Genomic DNA, 18060 nt, shown 5'->3' on the forward strand with positions numbered 1-18060 from the left:
ACGGATGAGACGCCTGTTCAGGGCGTCTCGCGAAAGTGCTGATAGCCACGCACGGCTGGGGTGATGTCCTGCCCGTTCGCGTCGAGCAGCGTCACCCCCTGCCCCACCTCGACCCGGCCGATCACATGCACCGGCCAGCCGCCCGCCAGCAACGGCGCCAGCTCGGTCGGTGGCAGAGTGAACACCAGCACGTAGTCATCGCCACCACTCAAGGCCGCCACTCGCGCGGCATCATCCCCCACAAACGCGAGCAGGGCCTTGGACAAAGGCAGCGCCTGGCGCTCGATCAGCAGGCTGACGGACGACGCCTTGGCGATATGCCCGCAATCGGCTAGGAGCCCGTCGGAAATATCCATGGCTGATGTGGCCTTGCCCCGCAGCGCCAGGCCCAGGGCCAATTGCGGTTGCGGCGACCAGTAATGCGCCAGCAGTGGATCGGCGATGGCCGCCTCGGCGCTGCGCTGGCCCAGCACCAACGGCAAGGCGCCGGCAGCATTGCCCAGTTCACCGCCCACACACAGCAGGTCACCCGGACGCGCACCGCTGCGCGTCAACGCCTGCCCGGCCGGCACCCGGCCAAACACGGTCAGGGTCAGGCTCAGCGGCCCGCGCGTGGTGTCGCCGCCGACCAGGCCCACACCGCAGCTTTGCGCCATGGCGTTCAGCCCCTGGGCATAGCGTTGCAGCCAATCGGCATCGACCGTCGGCGTTGTCAGGGCAAGGGTAAACGCAAGGGGATGGGCGCCCATGGCGGCCAGGTCACTCACCGCCACGGCCAGCGAGCGCTGGCCAAGCAGGAACGGATCACAGGGGTCGGCAAAGTGCACGCCGGCCACTAAGGTATCGGTAGAGATTGCCAGTTGCTCCCCAACGGGGAGCGCCAGCAGGGCGCAGTCGTCGCCGATCCCCAGGGCAATGCCTTCGCCGCCCTGCGCACAGGGCGCGGCGGCGAAGTATTTACGGATCAGCTCAAACTCGCCCATCGGGAACTCAAGCGCGGATCAGCGCTTGTGTTCCTTCACTTCGGCTTCACGCAGGCGCGGAGCCAGTTTGTCGAGCACACCGTTGACGAACTTGTGGCCGTCGGTCGAACCGTAGACTTTCGCCAGTTCGATGCCTTCGTTGATCACCACGCGGTACGGCACGTCGACGCGCTTGAGCAGTTCCCAGGTGGACAGGCGCAGTACGGCCAGTTCAACCGGGTCCAGTTCTTCGATGGTCAGGTCCAGGCACGGTGTCAGTGCAGTGTCGATCTCGGTCAGGTTGGCCGGGACGCCATGCAGGATGTCGTGGAAGTAGCTCTGGTCGGCGAAGGTGAAATCGTTGTCGACACGAAATTGCGCTTCGATTTCATTCAGCGAGGTACCCGCCATGTGACGCTGGTACAGCGCCTGGGTAGCGAGTTGGCGAGCCGCACGACGCTTTTCGCTTTTCGATGGCTTGCCGGCATCCGCAGGACGCTCGTCGCGCGGGTTGAAACGATCGCTCTCGTCGGAAATCACTTGGCCTCCAACTGCGACAGCAGGCTGACCATTTCCAGGGCGGACAGGGCAGCTTCAGCGCCTTTGTTACCGGCCTTGGTGCCGGAACGCTCGATGGCTTGCTCGATGGAATCCACGGTCAGCACGCCGAAGGCAACCGGCACGCCGAACTCCATGGACACCTGGGCCAGGCCCTTGGTGCATTCGCCAGCGACGTATTCGAAGTGCGGAGTACCGCCACGAATGACCGCGCCCAGGGCGATGATCGCCGCGTATTCGCCCTGCTGCGCAACTTTTTGCGCAACCAGTGGAATTTCGAAGGCGCCAGGGGCGCGGATGAGGGTGATGTCGCTTTCGCTCACACCGTGGCGAACCAGGGCGTCCACGGCACCGCTTACCAGGCTTTCAACCACGAAGCTGTTGAAACGGCCAACCACCAGGGCATAGCGGCCTTTGGGGGCGATGAAGGTACCTTCGATGGTCTTCAGGGTCATTCGACAAATCTCTTAAAGAGCCGGGACGCGAAAAGTGCGTCCCTCAGTGATGATTTAACCGCGAACAAGGGGCGAAAATCGCCGGCCTTTATTCGGAGGGCACGTATTCTACAACTTCCAGGTCGAAACCGGATATCGCATTAAATTTCATCGGTGCGCTCATCAGGCGCATTTTGCGTACGCCGAGGTCGCGCAGGATCTGCGAACCGGCCCCGACGATGCTGTAGGTGGTCGGTGTCTTGACCTGGGTGTTCTCGGCGGTTTCACGAATATGCGCGAGCAATACGTCGCCATCCACCGGGTTGCCCAGCAGCAATACCACACCGCTGCCGGCCTCGGAAACCGCAGCCATGGCGGCGCGCAGGCTCCAACGACCGGGTTGCTTGACCATCAGCAGGTCACGCAGCGGGTCCATGTTGTGCACGCGCACCAAGGTCGGTTCTTCGGCGCAGATGGTGCCCAGGGTCAGCGCCATGTGCACATCGCCCTCAACGGAATCACGGTAGGTCACCAAATTGAATTGGCCCAGTTCGCTGTCCAGCGGCTGCTCGGCAATCCGCTGAACGGTACGTTCGTGGATCATCCGGTAGTGGATCAGGTCGGCGATGGTGCCGATCTTGAGGTTGTGTTCGGCGGCAAACGCCTCGAGCTCGGCGCGGCGGGCCATGGTGCCGTCGTCGTTCATCACTTCGCAGATCACGCCGCTCGGCTCGAACCCGGCCATGCGCGCCAGATCGCACGCGGCTTCGGTGTGGCCGGCACGGGCCAGGGTGCCGCCCGGTTGAGCCATCAGCGGAAAAATGTGGCCAGGGCTGACGATGTCTTCGGCCTTGGCGTCTTTCGCGGCGGCCGCTTGCACGGTGCGCGCACGGTCGGCGGCGGAAATACCGGTGGTGACGCCGGTGGTCGCTTCAATCGACACGGTGAACTTGGTACCGAAACCCGAACCATTGCGCGGCGCCATCAACGGCAGCTTGAGCAACTCGCAGCGCTCGCGGCTCATGGGCATGCAGATCAGCCCACGGGCGTGCTTGGCCATGAAGTTGATGTGTTCGGCCTGGCACAGTTCGGCGGCCATGATGATATCGCCTTCGTTCTCGCGGTCTTCGTCATCCATCAGGATGACCATCTTGCCTTGGCGGATGTCTTCAACCAGTTCTTCGATGCTATTGAGCGCCACAGGGCACCCCCTTGGTCAGGATTTCAGGTAGCCGTTAGCGGCCAGAAAACTCTCAGTGATGTTCCCGGTTGCAGGCTCTGCGGCCTTATCGCCCAGCAACAGGCGCTCCAGGTAACGGGCAAGCAAGTCGACTTCCAGGTTCACCCGGCGACCCGGCTGGTACGACGCCATGATGGTTTCGCTCAGGGTGTGGGGAATGATGGTCAGTTCAAATTCAGCGCCGTTCACGGCGTTCACCGTCAGGCTGGTGCCGTCGACGGTGATCGAGCCTTTGTGGGCGATGTACTTGGCCAATTCTTTTGGCGCGCGGATGCGAAATTCCACGGCGCGTGCGTTTTCGCTGCGCGATACCACTTCGCCGACACCGTCGACGTGGCCGCTGACCAGGTGGCCGCCCAGGCGGGTGGTCGGGGTCAGGGCTTTTTCCAGGTTGACCGGGCTGCCAGCCTTGAGGTCGTTCATCGCGGTGCAGTCCAGGGTTTCCCGGCTGACGTCGGCGGCAAAGCCGTTGCCCGTCAGCTCGATGACGGTCAGGCACACGCCGCTGACCGCGATGCTGTCGCCCAATTTGACGTCGCCGAGGTCGAGCTTGCCGGTTTCAACCAGCAGGCGCACATCGCCGCCCTTGGGGGTCATGGCACGGATGCTGCCGATGGATTCGATAATGCCGGTGAACATGGCCTTCTCCTGGAAAACGGTACGGGCACTTGAGCGCCCGGTCAGAATTATACGCGCGCGGGTGGAAGCGGGATGGCAGTGACTCGCCAGTCGTCGCCTACAGCGCGCATTTCAGTGATCTTGAGTTGGGGGGCATCCGCCAGTTTCTCAAGCGGCCAGTCCAGCAAAGGCCGGGCGGCGGAGCCGAGGAACTTGCCGGCGACGAAAATCACGTATTCGTCGACCAGGCCCTGCTGGGCAAATGCACCCGCCAGGCTTGGGCCGGCCTCCACCAGCACTTCATTGACGCCACGGGCCGCCAGCGCCACCAGCGCCGAGCGTAGGTCAACCTGGCCATCGACGCCGGGCACCACCAGGCATTCGGGGCCACGGGGGAACTGGTTTTCCGCAGTGACGCAGGTAATGACCAGCGCCGGGCCGGCCTTGAAGAACGGCGCATTGAGCGGCACCCGCAGGCGGCCGTCGATCAGCACGCGCAACGGCGGGCGTGACATGGCCAGGGCGGTGGTGGCGTCATCCAGGCCCAATTCGGCGGCGCGCACGGTCAGGCGCGCACCGTCGGCCAATACCGTGTCGGCGCCGGTCAGCACCACACTGGCCTGGGCGCGCAGGCGCTGTACCGCGGCGCGGGCGGCGGGCCCGGTGATCCATTGGCTCTCGCCGCTGGCCATCGCAGTGCGGCCATCCAGGCTCATCGCCAGCTTGACCCGCACAAACGGCAGGCCGTGCTCCATGCGCTTGAGGAAGCCTTTATTGAGGGCGCGGGCTTCCCCTTCCAGCACACCGCTGTAGACCTCGATACCGGCCTGGGCCAGGCGCTGCATGCCGCGCCCGGCAACTTCCGGGTTAGGGTCCTGCATCGCCGCGACCACCCGCGCCAGCCCGGCACTCACCAGTGCGTCGGCGCAAGGCGGGGTATGGCCATAGTGGCTGCAAGGCTCGAGGGTCACATAGGCCGTGGCGCCTCGGGCTTTACCCCCCGCAGCGCGCAAGGCATGCACTTCGGCATGGGGCTCGCCGGTGCGCACATGCCAGCCTTCGCCGACGACCTGCCCATCACGCACAATCACGCAGCCCACTCGCGGGTTGGGATGGGTGGTGTACAGGCCATTACGCGCCAATTCGAGGGCGCGGGCCATGTAGTGAGCGTCGAGGACAGCCTGTTCAGCAGAAGGTGGGTTCATTTCTTGACCGGCTCACGGGCCAGGCGGTCGATCTCTTCGCGGAACTCATTGAGGTCCTGGAAGCGTCGATACACCGAGGCGAAACGGATATAGGCGACTTCGTCGAGCTTTTGCAGCTCGCCCATCACCAGCTCTCCAACCACCAGGCTCTTGACCTCGCGCTCGCCGGTCGCACGCAGCTTGTGCTTGATATGCACCAGCGCCGCCTCCAGCCGCTCGACACTCACCGGGCGTTTTTCCAGGGCACGCTGCATACCGGCGCGCAATTTGTCTTCATCGAAAGGCTGGCGACTGCCGTCGGACTTGATCAGACGTGGCAATACCAGTTCGGCGGTTTCGAAGGTGGTGAAACGTTCACCGCAGGCCAGGCATTCGCGCCGGCGACGCACTTGATCGCCCTCGGCGACCAGACGTGAGTCAATGACCTTGGTGTCGTTGGCACCGCAGAAGGGACAGTGCATGGTGGCAGGCAACAAAAAAAGGGAGGGCCATGGTAGCGCATCCCCGTGGCAAGACAAGCCATAGCCTTTACGGTATATAGGCTGACTATTATGTTTCATACTTTTTAAGCCACGGATTTTGTCCTTTCTGGAGCCGTACATGCAGTTACGACCACTTGTTTTACTCACCCTGTTCAGTGTTCTGGTCGCCTGCAGCAGCGAAGCCCCGAAACCATCGACGCCCCAACCGACGCCGCAGCAAGAGAAAAAAGTCCCAGGCATTGAAGACGTCGGCCCGCTGCCGGCCTATCAACGGGAAATCAACGGTACCCTCACCAACGTGCCCAGTGGCGCCGAGGTGGAGCTGGCGCTGCTGGTGATCGACGACCGCAGCCGCCCGCAACAACTGCTCGCCAGCAGCGTGCTCAGTGGCAACGGCAAGCCCCTGGCCTTCCGCCTGCGCTTCAACCCCGAAGCGTTCCCGGCCGGTGCACGGGTTGAGTTACGCGGCCGTGCCAGCCAGTCCGGCCAGCTGATCCTGCACCTGCCCGCCGTACGCATCACCCAGGCGATCACCCAGACCACCGGCCCCCTGCAACTCGTCAAGGCACCATGACGCCACCGCTGGACCTGCAACGCGCCCTGAGCGAACTGATCGGCGACGCGCACCTGGTGCCCTGCCCCCTGCCGGGCACCGAGCTGTCGTTGTGGCTGCTCGATGCCGACAATATGGACCGCGCCTTCAGCCCCGAAGAAACCCGGCGCATCCTGCATGAACCGCCCTACTGGAGTTTTTGCTGGGCCAGTGGCCTGGCACTGGCGCGGTACCTGGCAGCGAACCCGGAATGGGTGAAGGGCAAGCGCGTGCTGGATTTCGGCGCCGGCTCCGGTGTGGCCGGGATTGCGGCGGTCAAGGCGGGCGCGTTGGAAGTGGTTGCCTGCGACCTGGATCCGCTGGCGTTAGCGTCCTGCCGCGCGAATGCCGAACTCAATGGTGTGGAACTGAGCTACTCGGCGGACTTTTTCGCCGAAGCCGACCGCTTCGACCTGATCCTGGTGGCTGATGTGCTGTACGACCGCGCCAACCTACCCTTGCTCGACCACTTCCTCAGCCGTGGCCGCGAAGCGCTGGTGGCGGATTCGCGAGTGCGGGACTTCCAGCACCCGGCCTATCGGCGGCTGGAGATACTCGATGCGCTGACGCTGCCGGACTTGGCCGAGCCTTGGGAGTTTCGCAAGGTGAGCCTGTACCATTCGCGAAGATAGCCCCCAATCGTCAGGCCATTTCCGACTTTTTTGAGCGTGAGGCTTCCTTCGGCGAAGCCCTTATGCGCAATGGCATCTACTCACTTTTTTATGAGCGCCCCTACTCTCTGTGGCGAGCGGGCTCGCCCCGCGTTGGGCTGCGCAGCAGCCCCAAAAAGAACGCTGCAGTGTGCCAGGCAGCTCCGGGGCTATGTTTGAGGGCTGCTGCGCAGCCCAACGCGGGGCGAGCCCGCTCGCCACAGTCACAATGTTTCTCCTTAACTGACTGGCATTAGGGCTTGCGCTTGATCATCAGCACCCTGCTCCTTCCGGTAGCCTTCACCAGCCCTTATAGTTGCGCCATTCCCGCTTTATTCGAGACGCCCCATGAGTGAGCCCACGCCGTACATCTTCGACGTCACCACCGCCAACTTCGACCAGGCGGTGATCCAGAACTCCTTTGAAAAGCCCGTGCTGGTGGACTTCTGGGCCGAGTGGTGCGCGCCGTGCAAGGCGTTGATGCCGCTGCTGGCGCAGATTGCCGAGAGTTATCAGGGCGAGTTGCTGCTGGCCAAGGTCGATTGCGAGGCCGAGCAGGACATCGTCGCGCGTTTCGGTATTCGCAGCCTGCCGACGGTGGTGCTGTTCAAGGACGGCCAGCCGGTGGACGGGTTTGCCGGGGCACAGCCAGAGTCGGCAGTGCGGGCCATGTTGGAGCCCCATGTGCAGATGCCGCCGCCGGCTGCGGCGGACCCGCTGGAGCAGGCCCAGGCGTTGTTTGCCGAGGGCCGTATCAGCGACGCCGAAGCCGTATTGGTGACATTGCTGGGCGAGGACAATACCAACGCCGCCGCGCTGATTCTGTATGCCCGCTGCCTGGCCGAACGCGGTGAATTGGGCGAAGCCCAGACCGTGCTCGACGCCGTGAAGAGCGACGATCACAAGGCCGCCCTCGCCGGGGCCAAGGCGCAGATCACCTTCCTGCGCCAGGCCGGTGACCTGCCGGATGCCGCCGACCTGAAAAGCCGCCTGGCGCAAAACCCGCAGGACGATGAAGCGGCCTATCAGTTGACCATCCAGCAACTGGCACGCCAGCAGTACGATGCGGCGCTGGAAGGCTTGCTCAAGCTGTTCATCCGTAACCGCAGCTATGGCGAAGGCTTGCCGCACAAGACCTTGCTGCAGGTGTTCGAGTTACTGGGCAATGATCACCCGCTGGTGACCGTGTACCGTCGCAAGTTGTTCGCTGCGTTGTACTAGTCGCTCTGTAGGAGCGAGCTTGCTCGCGAAAAACGCCAGGGCGCCGCGTTCATCCAGAATACCCGCGTTATCGTTAACGACTTTCGCGAGCAAGCTTGCGCCTACAAGGGCTCAATCCAGGTATAGAGCGGCGTATCCCCGCCGCTGCTCACCTTGACCTTGGCGCTATGGCGCAGGCGCACCAGCAGACGCTTGCCCGCCGAGGCATCCCCCGCCAAACCTTCCAACTGGTCGAGCAGCTCCAGGCCATTGAGCTGCCCGGCATGACGCAAGAGGTCCTGGGCGTGTTGCCACAGGTCATCATTGTGCTTGACCGGAGCAACCGGTGCGGCCGCCGCGCTGTTCACTGGCGTCGCCTGTAGCTGCGCGCCGAGTCGCGCCCAATCGCCATCATCCAGCTCCAGGGTCAAATCCACCGGCAGGTCGCCGACGGTTCCACGAATTCGCAACATCGTCCTTACTCCTGCACTTTTCTGACGAGCATGCTCCCATGCGGCTTGCGCAACGCCAAGCGGACGGTCAAACTCTGCCGACTATTGTTATAAGATCACATAACAAAACTTTCATGTTCTGGAGCCTTGCCATGCGCCGTCTGATGCTTGCTTTGCCGTTCGCCTTGTTGCCACTGGCCGTCGCTCACGCCGCGGATGAACACGACCACGATCATGAGCACGGCAGCCTGGGTGCTCATGAACACGGGGTTGGCCGCCTCAACGCAGTCCTCGACGGCCAGGCCCTGGAGCTTGAACTGGACAGCCCGGCGATGAACCTGGTGGGCTTCGAACATGCGGCAACCAGCGCCGCCGACAAAGCCAAGGTCGCCGCCGCGCGCAAACAGCTGGAAAACCCGCTGGCCCTGTTCAACCTGCCCAAGGCCGCTGGCTGCGTGATCAGCACCCAGGAACTGAACAGCCCGCTGTTCGGCGACAAGCCGGAAGCGGACCATGATGATGACGATGATCACGACGCCAAAGACGGCGCCCATGAGCATCATCACGACCACAGCGAAATCCACGCCCACTACCAGTTCACCTGCGCCACGCCGACCGCCCTGAGCAATCTCGACCTGACGCAAGTGTTCAAGACCTTCCCCGCCACCCAAAAAATCCAGGTACAACTGATCGGCCCAAGCGGCCAGCAAGGTGTTGAAGCGACGCCGCAGGCAGCTACCCTGAAGTTCTGATTGGAATGCGCCCCCACAGGCGATCGGCGCCATTTTTCGTAACCTCGTTAGCAGGCGATACTGATTTCCCATGACTCAAGCGCTCATCGAACTGTCCGACCTGGGCTTCAACTGGCCCGGTCACCCCCAGTTGCTGGACATCCCCGCGTTCCGCCTGGAAGCGGGTGAAACTCTGTTCCTCAAGGGCCCAAGCGGCAGTGGCAAGACCACCCTGCTCGGCCTGCTGGGCGGTGTGCAGAAGCCCAGCCGAGGCAGCATCCGCCTGCTCGGGCAGGAGCTGACCGACCTTTCGGCCGGTGCCCGTGATCGCTTTCGCGTCGACCACACCGGCTATATCTTCCAGCAGTTCAACCTGCTGCCGTTCCTGTCGGTGCGCGAGAACGTCGAGCTGCCGTGCCACTTTTCCAAGCTGCGCGCGCAACGTGCGATCCAGCGTCACGGCAGTATCGACCAGGCCGCCGCGACCTTGCTGGCGCACCTGGGCCTGAAAGACCTCGACCTGCTGGAACGCCGCGCCGATTCGTTGTCCATCGGCCAGCAACAGCGAGTCGCCGCCGCCCGCGCACTGATCGGCCAACCAGAACTGGTGATCGCCGACGAGCCCACCTCGGCCCTCGACTACGACGCCCGCGAAGCCTTCATCCAGCTGTTGTTCGCCGAATGCCGCGAAGCCGGTTCCAGCCTGTTGTTTGTCAGCCATGACCAGAGCCTGGCGCCGTTGTTCGATCGCAACCTGTCGCTGGCCGAACTCAATCGCGCCGCCACGCCCGCAGAGGTTTGAGATGTATTTGTTTCGTCTAGCCATGGCCAGCCTGGCTAACCGTCGCTTTACCGCGATCCTCACCGCCTTCGCCATCGCCCTGTCGGTGTGCCTGCTGCTGGCGGTGGAGCGCGTGCGCGTTGAGGCGCGCAACAGTTTCGCCAGTACCATCAGCGGCACCGACCTGATCGTCGGCGCGCGCTCCGGTTCGGTCAACCTGCTGCTGTATTCGGTGTTCCGCATCGGTAACGCCACCAATAACATCCGCTGGGACAGCTACGAACACTTCGCCGCCAACCCCCAGGTGAAATGGGCGATCCCGATTTCCCTCGGCGACTCCCACCGCGGCTACCGCGTGATGGGCACCAACGAATCGTACTTCGAGCACTATCAGTACGGGCGCAAGCAAAACCTCGAACTGGCCAGCGGCCGTGCCTTCGCCACCGACCCGTTCGAAGTGGTGCTAGGTGCCGAAGTGGCCGATGCACTGCACTACAAGCTGGGCGACAAACTGGTGCTGGCCCATGGTGTGGCAGCGGTCAGCCTGGTCAAGCACGACGACAAACCGTTCACCGTGGTCGGTATTCTCAAGCGCACCGGCACGCCGGTGGACCGCACGCTGCATATCAGCCTCGGCGGCATGGAGGCGATCCATATCGACTGGCACAACGGCGTGCCGGCCCAGGGCAAAGGCCGCATCAGCGCCGACCAGGCACGCAACATGGACCTGACCCCGCAAGCCATCACCGCCTTTATGCTTGGCCTGAACAACAAGATTTCCACCTTTGCGCTGCAACGGGAGATCAATGAATTCCGTGGCGAGCCGATGCTGGCGATCCTGCCCGGCGTGGCGCTGCAAGAGCTATGGAGCATGATGGGCACCGCTGAAAAGGCGCTGTTCGTGATCTCGCTGTTCGTGGTGCTGACCGGTTTGATCGGCATGCTCACGGCGATCCTCACCAGCCTCAACGAACGCCGGCGCGAAATGGCGATCCTGCGTTCGGTGGGCGCGCGGCCCTGGCACATTGCGACGCTGCTGATCTTCGAAGCCTTCGCCCTGGCGCTGTCCGGTGTGATCGCCGGCGTGGGTTTGCTGTATGTATGCATCGCCGCGTCGCGCGGATATCTACAGGCCAATTACGGCCTGGACCTGCCGATGTCCTGGCCGAGCGAATATGAGTGGACGTTACTGGCCGGTATCCTTGCAGCGGCACTGTTGATGGGCAGCGTGCCCGCCTGGCGTGCCTATCGACAATCTTTGGCCGACGGCCTGTCCATACGTTTATGAGGAAGGCTTCGATGCGTCGCGCTCTGTTTGCGTTGTTACTGCTGGTGGCTGTGCCCGCCTGGGCGGAGGATCAGCCCAGGGATCTATCCTGGCAGGAGATGATCCCGCCGGACGCGCCGCCGGAAATCCCCAACATGAAACCGCTGCACGACCTGTCGAACATGGCCGACGCCTTGTCCGTCGAAGCGGCGCCTGCGGCCAAGCAGGACTTGCCCAATGCGCCGGTGGTGCAAAGCCTCGACGGCCAGCATATTCGCCTGCCGGGTTACATCGTGCCGTTGGAAGTCAGCGAGGAAGGCCGTACCACCGAGTTCTTGCTGGTGCCGTATTTCGGCGCGTGCATCCACGTGCCGCCGCCGCCGTCGAACCAGATCGTGCACGTGAAAAGTGAGGTTGGGGTGAAGCTCGATGAGCTGTACCAGCCGTACTGGATCGAAGGGGCGATGCAGGTCAAGCCGTCGTCCAGTGAGCTGGCGGACGCCGGCTACCAGATGGATGCCGAGAAGATTTACCTCTACGAACTGCCGGAATAACGCTTATCACCCTTTCATTGAGCTGAGTCAAAAGTCCGAACGGAACGATCTTTACCATTGGACGTACAACTTTTAAACGTCCCTTGGAGCTCCCATGAACAACAAGTCTCTGCTCGGCGCGTCCCTCTTCGCGCTCGCCCTCGCGGCCCCCGTAGCCCACGCTCACGAAGCGGGCGACATTCTGGTTCGCGCTGGTGCAATTACCGTGAACCCGAAGGCCGACAGCGGCAGTGTCAAGGTAGACCAGGGCCCGCTGGCTGGTACCAACCTGGGCGGCAAGGCGACCATGGACAGCGACACGCAACTGGGTCTGAACTTCGCCTATATGTTCACCAGCCACTGGGGTATCGAACTGCTGGCGGCTACCCCGTTCGAGCATGATGTGAAGCTCAAGAACACGGCTCTCAGCGCCGCCAACGGCAAACTCGGCACCCTGAAACACCTGCCGCCAACCCTGAGCGTTGTGTACTACCCGCTGGACAGCAAGTCGGCGTTCCAACCGTATGTGGGTGCCGGTATCAACTACACCTGGATCTATGACGAACACGTCAGCAGCGGCGCCCAACAAGCTGGCTTCAGCAACTTCAAGGCCGATAACTCCTGGGGCTGGGCCGCGCAAATTGGTGCCGACTACATGATCAACGATAAATGGATGATCAACGGCCAGGTGCGCTACATCGACATCAGCACCACCGCCACCGTTGAAAACAACGGAGTGGCCCCAGGCACTCGCGCCAAGGTTGATGTCGATGTCGACCCATTGGTCTACATGGTCGGTATCGGCTACAAGTTCTAAGCGAAATCGAACAAACGCCACACAACCAATGTGGAAGGGGGCTTGCTCCCGATAGCGGTGGATCAGTCAATGAATCGGTTGGCTGACACCGTGTTATCGGGGGCAAGCCCCCTCCCACATTTTTGCTTTGTGTGGTGTCAGCCGCGGCGGTAGAACCGGTCCAGCAACGCCGGCAACCCGGCCCGCCACGCCCGTGGCTTGATGCCAAAGGTATGCAGGATTTTCTTGCAGGCCAGCACCGCATGTTGCGGTTCGTCGCCCGCATCCGGCCTTGCCGCATGAGCCTGGGCGGTGGGCGATTCGATCGCCAGCGGATGAAAGTGACGCGCTTCGGTAAGAATCGCCTGGCCCAGCGCCAACGGGGTCGTCGCCTCGTGGCCGGCATAGTGATAGGTGCCCCATAGCGGCGCCGCGCAATCGAGTTGCTTGAGCACCGAAAGGATCACCCGCGCGGCATCGTCCACCGGGGTCGGATTGCCGCGCCGGTCATCCGCCATCAGCAATTCCTCCGCTTTCTCCGCTCGGGCCAGAAAGCGCCCAAGGGTGCCGTCGACGCTGTCGTCCAGCAGCCAGCCGAACCGTAGCAGTACGTGTTGCGGGCAAGTGGCGCGCACGCTTTGTTCGATCCGCCACAACGCCTGGCCACGCAGGCCCAGGGGCACCGGTTCGTCTTTTTCGCTGTAGGCGGTGGCGCGGGAGCCATCGAACACGCGGTAGCTGGACGGTTGCAGCAGGGTAATGGTGTGGTGCTGGCACAGTTCGGCCAGACGTTCGATCGCATACTCCTGGGACGCCAGGCGGGTTTCGCTGACCGCCTCTGCCTGGAACCAATCGAAATAGTAGGCGAGGTTGATCAACGCATCGGGACGGGTGTCGTCGAGCAATTGGGTGAGGCTTGCGGCATCCCAGCCGTCTTGGGGCGGTTTGGGTGCGAGGAAACCGATGTCTTCCTCTGCACCGAGGCGAATCAGCGCCTGCCCGAGGGCATTCCCGCCGCCCAGTAACATAAGGCGCATTCGCATAGATTGAGCAGGCCCGGTCTGTTTGGAACGATGGTTATTGTCAGCCGCCTTGTGAGCGATGCTGTGGGTAGTTGCCAGAATCGTTGCATTTTGCGGGTTTGTAGCGCAACCGTCACTTATAAAGTGCGGGGTTGCACGTTGTTGGACGGCGGTGAGCAGGCTTGCCCCGCGTTGGGCTGCGCGGCGGCCCCAATGAGGTAGGATTGTTTTATGAACCTTCCTGAATCAACGGACACGGTATTGAACGGTTTCCACCCCGCCGTCAGCGCCTGGTTCCGTAGTACTTTTCCCTCGGTGACCCAGGCCCAGGCCGAGGCGTGGCCGTTAATCCGCCAGCGCCGCTCGACGCTGATCGCCGCGCCCACCGGTTCCGGCAAGACGCTGACCGCCTTCCTGGCCGTACTGGATGACCTGGTGCACCAAGGCCTGGCCAACGGCGGGCAATTGCCGGATGAAACCCTGGTGGTGTACGTGTCGCCGCTCAAGGCGCTGTCCAACGATATCCAGATCAACCTGCAAAATCCGCTGGCCGGGATCACCGACCATCTGCAGCGCCTGGGCTTGCCACCGCTGGCGATCCGCACCGCCGTGCGCACCGGCGACACCCCGCAAAAAGACCGCGCACTGATGCGCAAGCGCCCGCCGCATATCCTGGTGACGACACCGGAATCGCTGTATGTGCTGCTGGGCTCGGACTCCGGCCGGCAGATGCTCGCCAGCACGCGCACGGTGATTGTCGATGAAATCCACGCCATCGCCGCCGGCAAGCGCGGTAGCCACCTGGCCTTGAGCCTGGAGCGCCTGCAAGGCTTGTGCGCCGAGCCGCTGACCCGCATTGGCCTGTCCGCCACGCAAAAGCCCATCGAGGCCGTGTCGCGCTTTCTGGTGGGCAGCGAGCGCCTGTGCGACATCGTCGATATCGGCCACGCCCGCCCCCGCGACCTGGATATCGAAGTGCCGCCGGTGCCACTGTCGGCGGTGATGGCCAACGATGTGTGGGAGCTGGTCTACGACCGCCTCGCCGCCCTGGCCCGTGAACACCGCACCACGCTGATTTTCGTCAACACCCGGCGCCTGGCCGAACGCCTGGCCCGGCACTTGAGCGAGCGCCTGGGCAAGAGCGCAGTGGCCGCCCACCACGGCAGCCTGGCCAAGGAGCTGCGCCTGGACGCCGAGCAACGCCTCAAGGCCGGCACCCTGCAAGTACTGATCGCCACCGCGTCCCTGGAGCTGGGGATTGATATCGGCGATGTCGACCTGGTGTGCCAGATCGGCTCGCCGGGTTCCATCAACGGGTTTCTGCAACGCGTTGGCCGCTCCGGGCACCAGGTTGGCGGCACGCCCAAGGGGCGCCTGTTCGCCACCACCCGCGACGACCTGATCGAATGCGCCGCGCTGCTCGACTGCGTGCGCCGGGGCGAACTCGACACCTTGCATATCCCGATTGCGCCGCTGGACGTACTGGCCCAGCAGATCATCGCCGAAGTCAGCGCCCAGGAATGGTCGGAACAGGCCCTGCTCGACCTGATCCACCGCGCCGCGCCCTACGCCGCGCTGGATGAGCACCATTACCAGGCGCTGTTGCAGATGCTCAGCGAGGGCTACAACGGTCGCCAGGGCATTCGCAGCGCCTACCTGCACCGCGACGCCTTGACGCGCACCTTGCGCGGCCGCCGGGGCGCCAGACTCACCGCAGTGACCAGCGGCGGCACCATCCCCGACAACGCCGACTACAGCGTGTTGCTCGAACCCCAGGGCCTGAATATCGGCAGCGTCAACGAAGACTTCGCGGTGGAAAGTATCGCTGGGGATATCTTCCAGCTCGGGAATACGTCCTACCGCATCCTGCGCGTCGAGGCCGGCAAGGTGCGGGTCGAAGACGCCCACGGCCAGCCGCCAAGCATTCCGTTCTGGCTGGGCGAGGCACCGGGGCGCAGCAACGAATTATCCGCCGCGGTGGCGCGCTTGCAGGGGCAATTGGACACGCTGCTCAGCGCCACCCCCGGCGACCTGCAAGGTGCACACGACTGGCTGACCGCCACCCTCGGCCTGAACCGCGGCAGCGCCGAACAAATCCTCGATTATCTGGCGCGCGCACGCCTGGCCCTGAGCGCATTGCCGTCCCAGGACACGTTGATCATGGAGCGTTTTTTCGACGAGTCCGGCGGTACCCAGTTGATCATTCACACGCCGTTCGGCAGCCGCGTCAACCGTGCCTGGGGCCTGGCCTTGCGCAAGCGTTTTTGCCGCACCTTCAACTTCGAACTGCAAGCGGCGGCCAGCGAGAATGCGATTGTGCTGTCGCTGTCCACCAGCCACAGTTTCGAGCTGGACGACGTCTGGCGCTATTTGAACAGCCACAGCGCCGAACACCTGCTGATCCAGGCCGTGCTTGATGCGCCGCTGTTCGGTGTGCGCTGGCGCTGGAACGCCGGCGTGGCCTTGGCGTTGCCGCGTTATACCGGGGGGCGCAAGGTGGCCCCCCAGATCCAGCGCATGAAAAGCGAAGACCTGATCGCCTGCGTGTTTCCCGACCAGATCGCCTGCCTGGAAAACCTCGCAGGCGAACGCGAAGTGCCTGAGCATCCGCTGGTGGAACAGACCCTCGATGACTGCCTGCACGAAGCCATGGACAGCGACGCCTGGCTGGCCCTGTTGCGGCGCATGGAGCGCGGCGAAGTGCGGTTGATCAGCCGCGACTTGCCGGCGCCCTCGCCCATGGCCGCCGAAATTCTCAACGCGCGCCCCTACACCTTTCTCGACGATGCCCCGCTGGAAGAACGCCGCACCCAGGCGGTACTCAACCGGCGCTGGAGCGACCCGCAAAGCACCGACGACCTCGGTGCGCTGGACGCGCAGGCCATCGACGGCGTGCGCGAAGAAGCCTGGCCGGCGCCCCAGGGCGTGGATGAAATGCATGAGGCGTTGATGAGCCTGGCGTGCATCGCCAGCCACGAAGTCACGCCACAGTGGGCGCAGTGGCTGCATGCCTTGGCCAAGGGTGGCCGCGCTTATTGTTTGTCGAACGGTCTTTGGGTGGCCGTGGAGCGCTTGAGTTGCGTGCAGACGATTTATCCCAACCACCTGCCGCTGCTACCGGGGTTCGATGAGCCCTGGACTCACGATGACGCGCTGGTGGAACTGCTGCGTGCGCGCCTGGCTGGCTTCGGCCCGCTGACGCTGATCGAAATTGCCGCGCCCCTCGGCCTGCCGGTGGCCGACATCGCACAGGCCCTGGCACGCCTGGAGCAAGAAGGCTACGTGCTGCGCGGGCACTTCAGTCCCGGCATCGGCGAAGAACAATGGTGCGAACGGCACTTGCTCGCGCGGATTCATCGCTACACGGTCAAGCGCCTGCGCCGGGAAATAGAGCCGGTGGCGTTGCAGGATTTCATGCGCTTTCTGTTCGATTGGCAGCACCTGTCCGACAGCACCCGCGGCCAGGGCAGCGCAGTGTTGCCCCAGATTGTCGGGCAGTTCGAAGGCTACGCGGCGGCCGCCTCGGCCTGGGACAGTGACCTGCTCAGTGCGCGGATCAAGGATTACACTCCCACCTGGCTCGATGACCTCTGCCGCAGCGGCAGGCTGGTGTGGATACGCCTGAGCAATAAACCCGGCGCCATGGCGTTGCGCAGCACCCCGGTAGTGCTGTTGCCGCGCAGCCAGGTACCGCTATGGAGCGGGCTGACCGAACAGACGGACAGCACGACGTTGTCGCCCAAGGCACAAAAAGTCCACTTGGCCCTGCGCGAACACGGCGCGCTGTTTTTCGACGAACTGGTGCACGAAGCCCATCTGCTGCGCAGCGAACTGGAAGGCGCCCTACAGGAATTGGTCGGCGCCGGCCTGGTCAATGCCGACAGTTTTGCCGGGCTGCGCGCGCTGACCACGCCCGCCAGTAAACGCCAGGCGCGCAGCAGCCGACGTGGGCGCGGCGCATTGGTTGGCGGGATGGACGATGCCGGGCGTTGGGCGCTGATTCGGCGCCAGCCGGAAGCGGCCGCACCGCACTCCGCCGAGACGCTGGAACATGTGGCGATGACCCTGCTGCGGCGTTATGGCGTGGTGTTCTGGCGATTATTGGAACGCGAGGCGGATTGGTTGCCGAGCTGGCGCGAATTGCTGCGCACGTTCCATCGGCTCGAGGCGCGGGGTGAGATTCGCGGCGGACGGTTTGTCAGTGGCTTGGCCGGGGAACAGTTTGCCTTGCCGGAGGCGATCCCGTTACTGCGCGAAGTGCGGCGGCGGCCCCATGACGGTAGCTTGATCGCAGTGTGCGGTGCCGACCCGTTGAACCTGGTGGGCACGCTGTTGCCGGGCAGCAAGGTGCCGGCGGTGAGTGGGAATCGGCTTGTGTACCGGGATGGGTTGCCAGCGGCGGTGATGGTCGCCGGCAAGCAGCAGGTATTGTTGGAGGTGGATCAGCAGGCGGTCCTGGAGAAGTTGATCAGGCATTGAGTCATAGTGACTTTGAAGGTCCCTCCCCCAGCTTGATCTGTGAACACAATCAAATGTG

Annotated in this window: 18 protein-coding genes; 9 read left to right on the forward strand and 9 right to left on the reverse strand. The window is 63.5% G+C overall.

The features are described 5' to 3' along the window. Window positions 1-17 precede the first annotated feature (17 nt). From thiL to nrdR, 7 genes are all read right to left on the reverse strand, one after another. Window positions 18-983 (reverse strand): thiamine-phosphate kinase, encoded by a 966-nt coding sequence (gene thiL, locus AB7933_RS29925; RefSeq protein ID WP_024077646.1) that lies wholly within the window; start codon window positions 981-983, stop codon window positions 18-20. Between the two features lie 18 nt (window positions 984-1001). Then, window positions 1002-1502, reverse strand: a complete 501-nt coding sequence (nusB, locus tag AB7933_RS29930) for a transcription antitermination factor NusB (RefSeq protein ID WP_024077647.1) — start codon at window positions 1500-1502, stop codon at window positions 1002-1004. Then, entirely contained in the window at window positions 1499-1975 is a 477-nt protein-coding gene (ribE, locus tag AB7933_RS29935) for a 6,7-dimethyl-8-ribityllumazine synthase (protein ID WP_003194576.1), read from the reverse strand. The genes nusB and ribE overlap by 4 nt, the downstream gene beginning before the upstream one ends. A gap of 88 nt (window positions 1976-2063) precedes the next feature. Beyond that, window positions 2064-3155: a bifunctional 3,4-dihydroxy-2-butanone-4-phosphate synthase/GTP cyclohydrolase II gene (ribBA, locus tag AB7933_RS29940; protein WP_024077648.1), complete on the reverse strand. Its 1092-nt coding sequence runs from the start codon at window positions 3153-3155 to the stop codon at window positions 2064-2066. 15 nt (window positions 3156-3170) lie between these two features. Next, complete coding sequence (locus AB7933_RS29945; protein WP_024077649.1) at window positions 3171-3833, reverse strand: riboflavin synthase; 663 nt, start codon at window positions 3831-3833, stop codon at window positions 3171-3173. Window positions 3834-3880: 47 nt separating this feature from the next. Beyond that, window positions 3881-5017, reverse strand: coding sequence for a bifunctional diaminohydroxyphosphoribosylaminopyrimidine deaminase/5-amino-6-(5-phosphoribosylamino)uracil reductase RibD (ribD, locus tag AB7933_RS29950; protein WP_024077650.1), 1137 nt, complete (start codon window positions 5015-5017; stop codon window positions 3881-3883). Further along, window positions 5014-5478 (reverse strand): transcriptional regulator NrdR, encoded by a 465-nt coding sequence (gene nrdR / locus AB7933_RS29955; protein ID WP_041161032.1) that lies wholly within the window; start codon window positions 5476-5478, stop codon window positions 5014-5016. Before nrdR ends, ribD begins: the two co-directional genes overlap by 4 nt. A 139-nt stretch (window positions 5479-5617) precedes the next feature. Here nrdR and AB7933_RS29960 point away from each other — a divergent pair, with 139 nt between their 5' ends. The 3 genes from AB7933_RS29960 to trxA all read left to right on the forward strand — a co-directional run bounded on the left by AB7933_RS29960 (window position 5618) and on the right by trxA (window position 7962). Next, on the forward strand, window positions 5618-6073 hold the full coding sequence (locus tag AB7933_RS29960) for a YbaY family lipoprotein (RefSeq protein WP_024077652.1): 456 nt from the start codon (window positions 5618-5620) through the stop codon (window positions 6071-6073). Continuing rightward, window positions 6070-6723, forward strand: a complete 654-nt coding sequence (locus AB7933_RS29965) for a class I SAM-dependent methyltransferase (RefSeq protein ID WP_024077653.1) — start codon at window positions 6070-6072, stop codon at window positions 6721-6723. Before AB7933_RS29960 ends, AB7933_RS29965 begins: the two co-directional genes overlap by 4 nt. A gap of 366 nt (window positions 6724-7089) precedes the next feature. Next, on the forward strand, window positions 7090-7962 hold the full coding sequence (trxA, locus tag AB7933_RS29970) for a thioredoxin (RefSeq protein WP_024077654.1): 873 nt from the start codon (window positions 7090-7092) through the stop codon (window positions 7960-7962). A gap of 101 nt (window positions 7963-8063) precedes the next feature. Here trxA and AB7933_RS29975 read toward each other — a convergent pair whose 3' ends face one another. Continuing rightward, window positions 8064-8414 (reverse strand): hypothetical protein, encoded by a 351-nt coding sequence (locus AB7933_RS29975; protein WP_024077655.1) that lies wholly within the window; start codon window positions 8412-8414, stop codon window positions 8064-8066. A 131-nt stretch (window positions 8415-8545) separates the two neighbouring features. Here AB7933_RS29975 and AB7933_RS29980 point away from each other — a divergent pair, with 131 nt between their 5' ends. The 5 genes from AB7933_RS29980 to AB7933_RS30000 all read left to right on the forward strand — a co-directional run bounded on the left by AB7933_RS29980 (window position 8546) and on the right by AB7933_RS30000 (window position 12522). Then, window positions 8546-9145 carry a DUF2796 domain-containing protein gene (locus AB7933_RS29980; protein WP_024077656.1) on the forward strand — a complete coding sequence of 200 codons (600 nt, stop codon included), beginning with the start codon at window positions 8546-8548 and terminating at the stop codon, window positions 9143-9145. Between the two features lie 70 nt (window positions 9146-9215). Then, complete coding sequence (locus tag AB7933_RS29985; RefSeq protein WP_024077657.1) at window positions 9216-9926, forward strand: ABC transporter ATP-binding protein; 711 nt, start codon at window positions 9216-9218, stop codon at window positions 9924-9926. Between the two features lies 1 nt (window position 9927). After that, window positions 9928-11193, forward strand: coding sequence for an ABC transporter permease (locus AB7933_RS29990; RefSeq protein WP_024077658.1), 1266 nt, complete (start codon window positions 9928-9930; stop codon window positions 11191-11193). Between the two features lie 11 nt (window positions 11194-11204). Then, window positions 11205-11726 (forward strand): DUF3299 domain-containing protein, encoded by a 522-nt coding sequence (locus AB7933_RS29995; protein WP_041161033.1) that lies wholly within the window; start codon window positions 11205-11207, stop codon window positions 11724-11726. Between the two features lie 94 nt (window positions 11727-11820). Further along, window positions 11821-12522: an OmpW/AlkL family protein gene (locus tag AB7933_RS30000; RefSeq protein ID WP_024077660.1), complete on the forward strand. Its 702-nt coding sequence runs from the start codon at window positions 11821-11823 to the stop codon at window positions 12520-12522. A gap of 137 nt (window positions 12523-12659) precedes the next feature. Here AB7933_RS30000 and AB7933_RS30005 read toward each other — a convergent pair whose 3' ends face one another. Further along, the gene (locus AB7933_RS30005; RefSeq protein WP_024077661.1) at window positions 12660-13544 is read right to left on the reverse strand and encodes a sugar nucleotide-binding protein; all 885 of its coding nucleotides are present in this window, start codon (window positions 13542-13544) and stop codon (window positions 12660-12662) included. 210 nt (window positions 13545-13754) lie between these two features. On the opposite strand from AB7933_RS30005, the gene AB7933_RS30010 reads away from it, so the two are divergent. Then, window positions 13755-18002: an Lhr family helicase gene (locus AB7933_RS30010; protein ID WP_024077662.1), complete on the forward strand. Its 4248-nt coding sequence runs from the start codon at window positions 13755-13757 to the stop codon at window positions 18000-18002. Window positions 18003-18060: the final 58 nt, after the last annotated feature.

The organism is Pseudomonas gorinensis, from assembly GCF_042015035.1.
Classification (GTDB): Bacteria; Pseudomonadota; Gammaproteobacteria; order Pseudomonadales; family Pseudomonadaceae; genus Aquipseudomonas; species Aquipseudomonas gorinensis.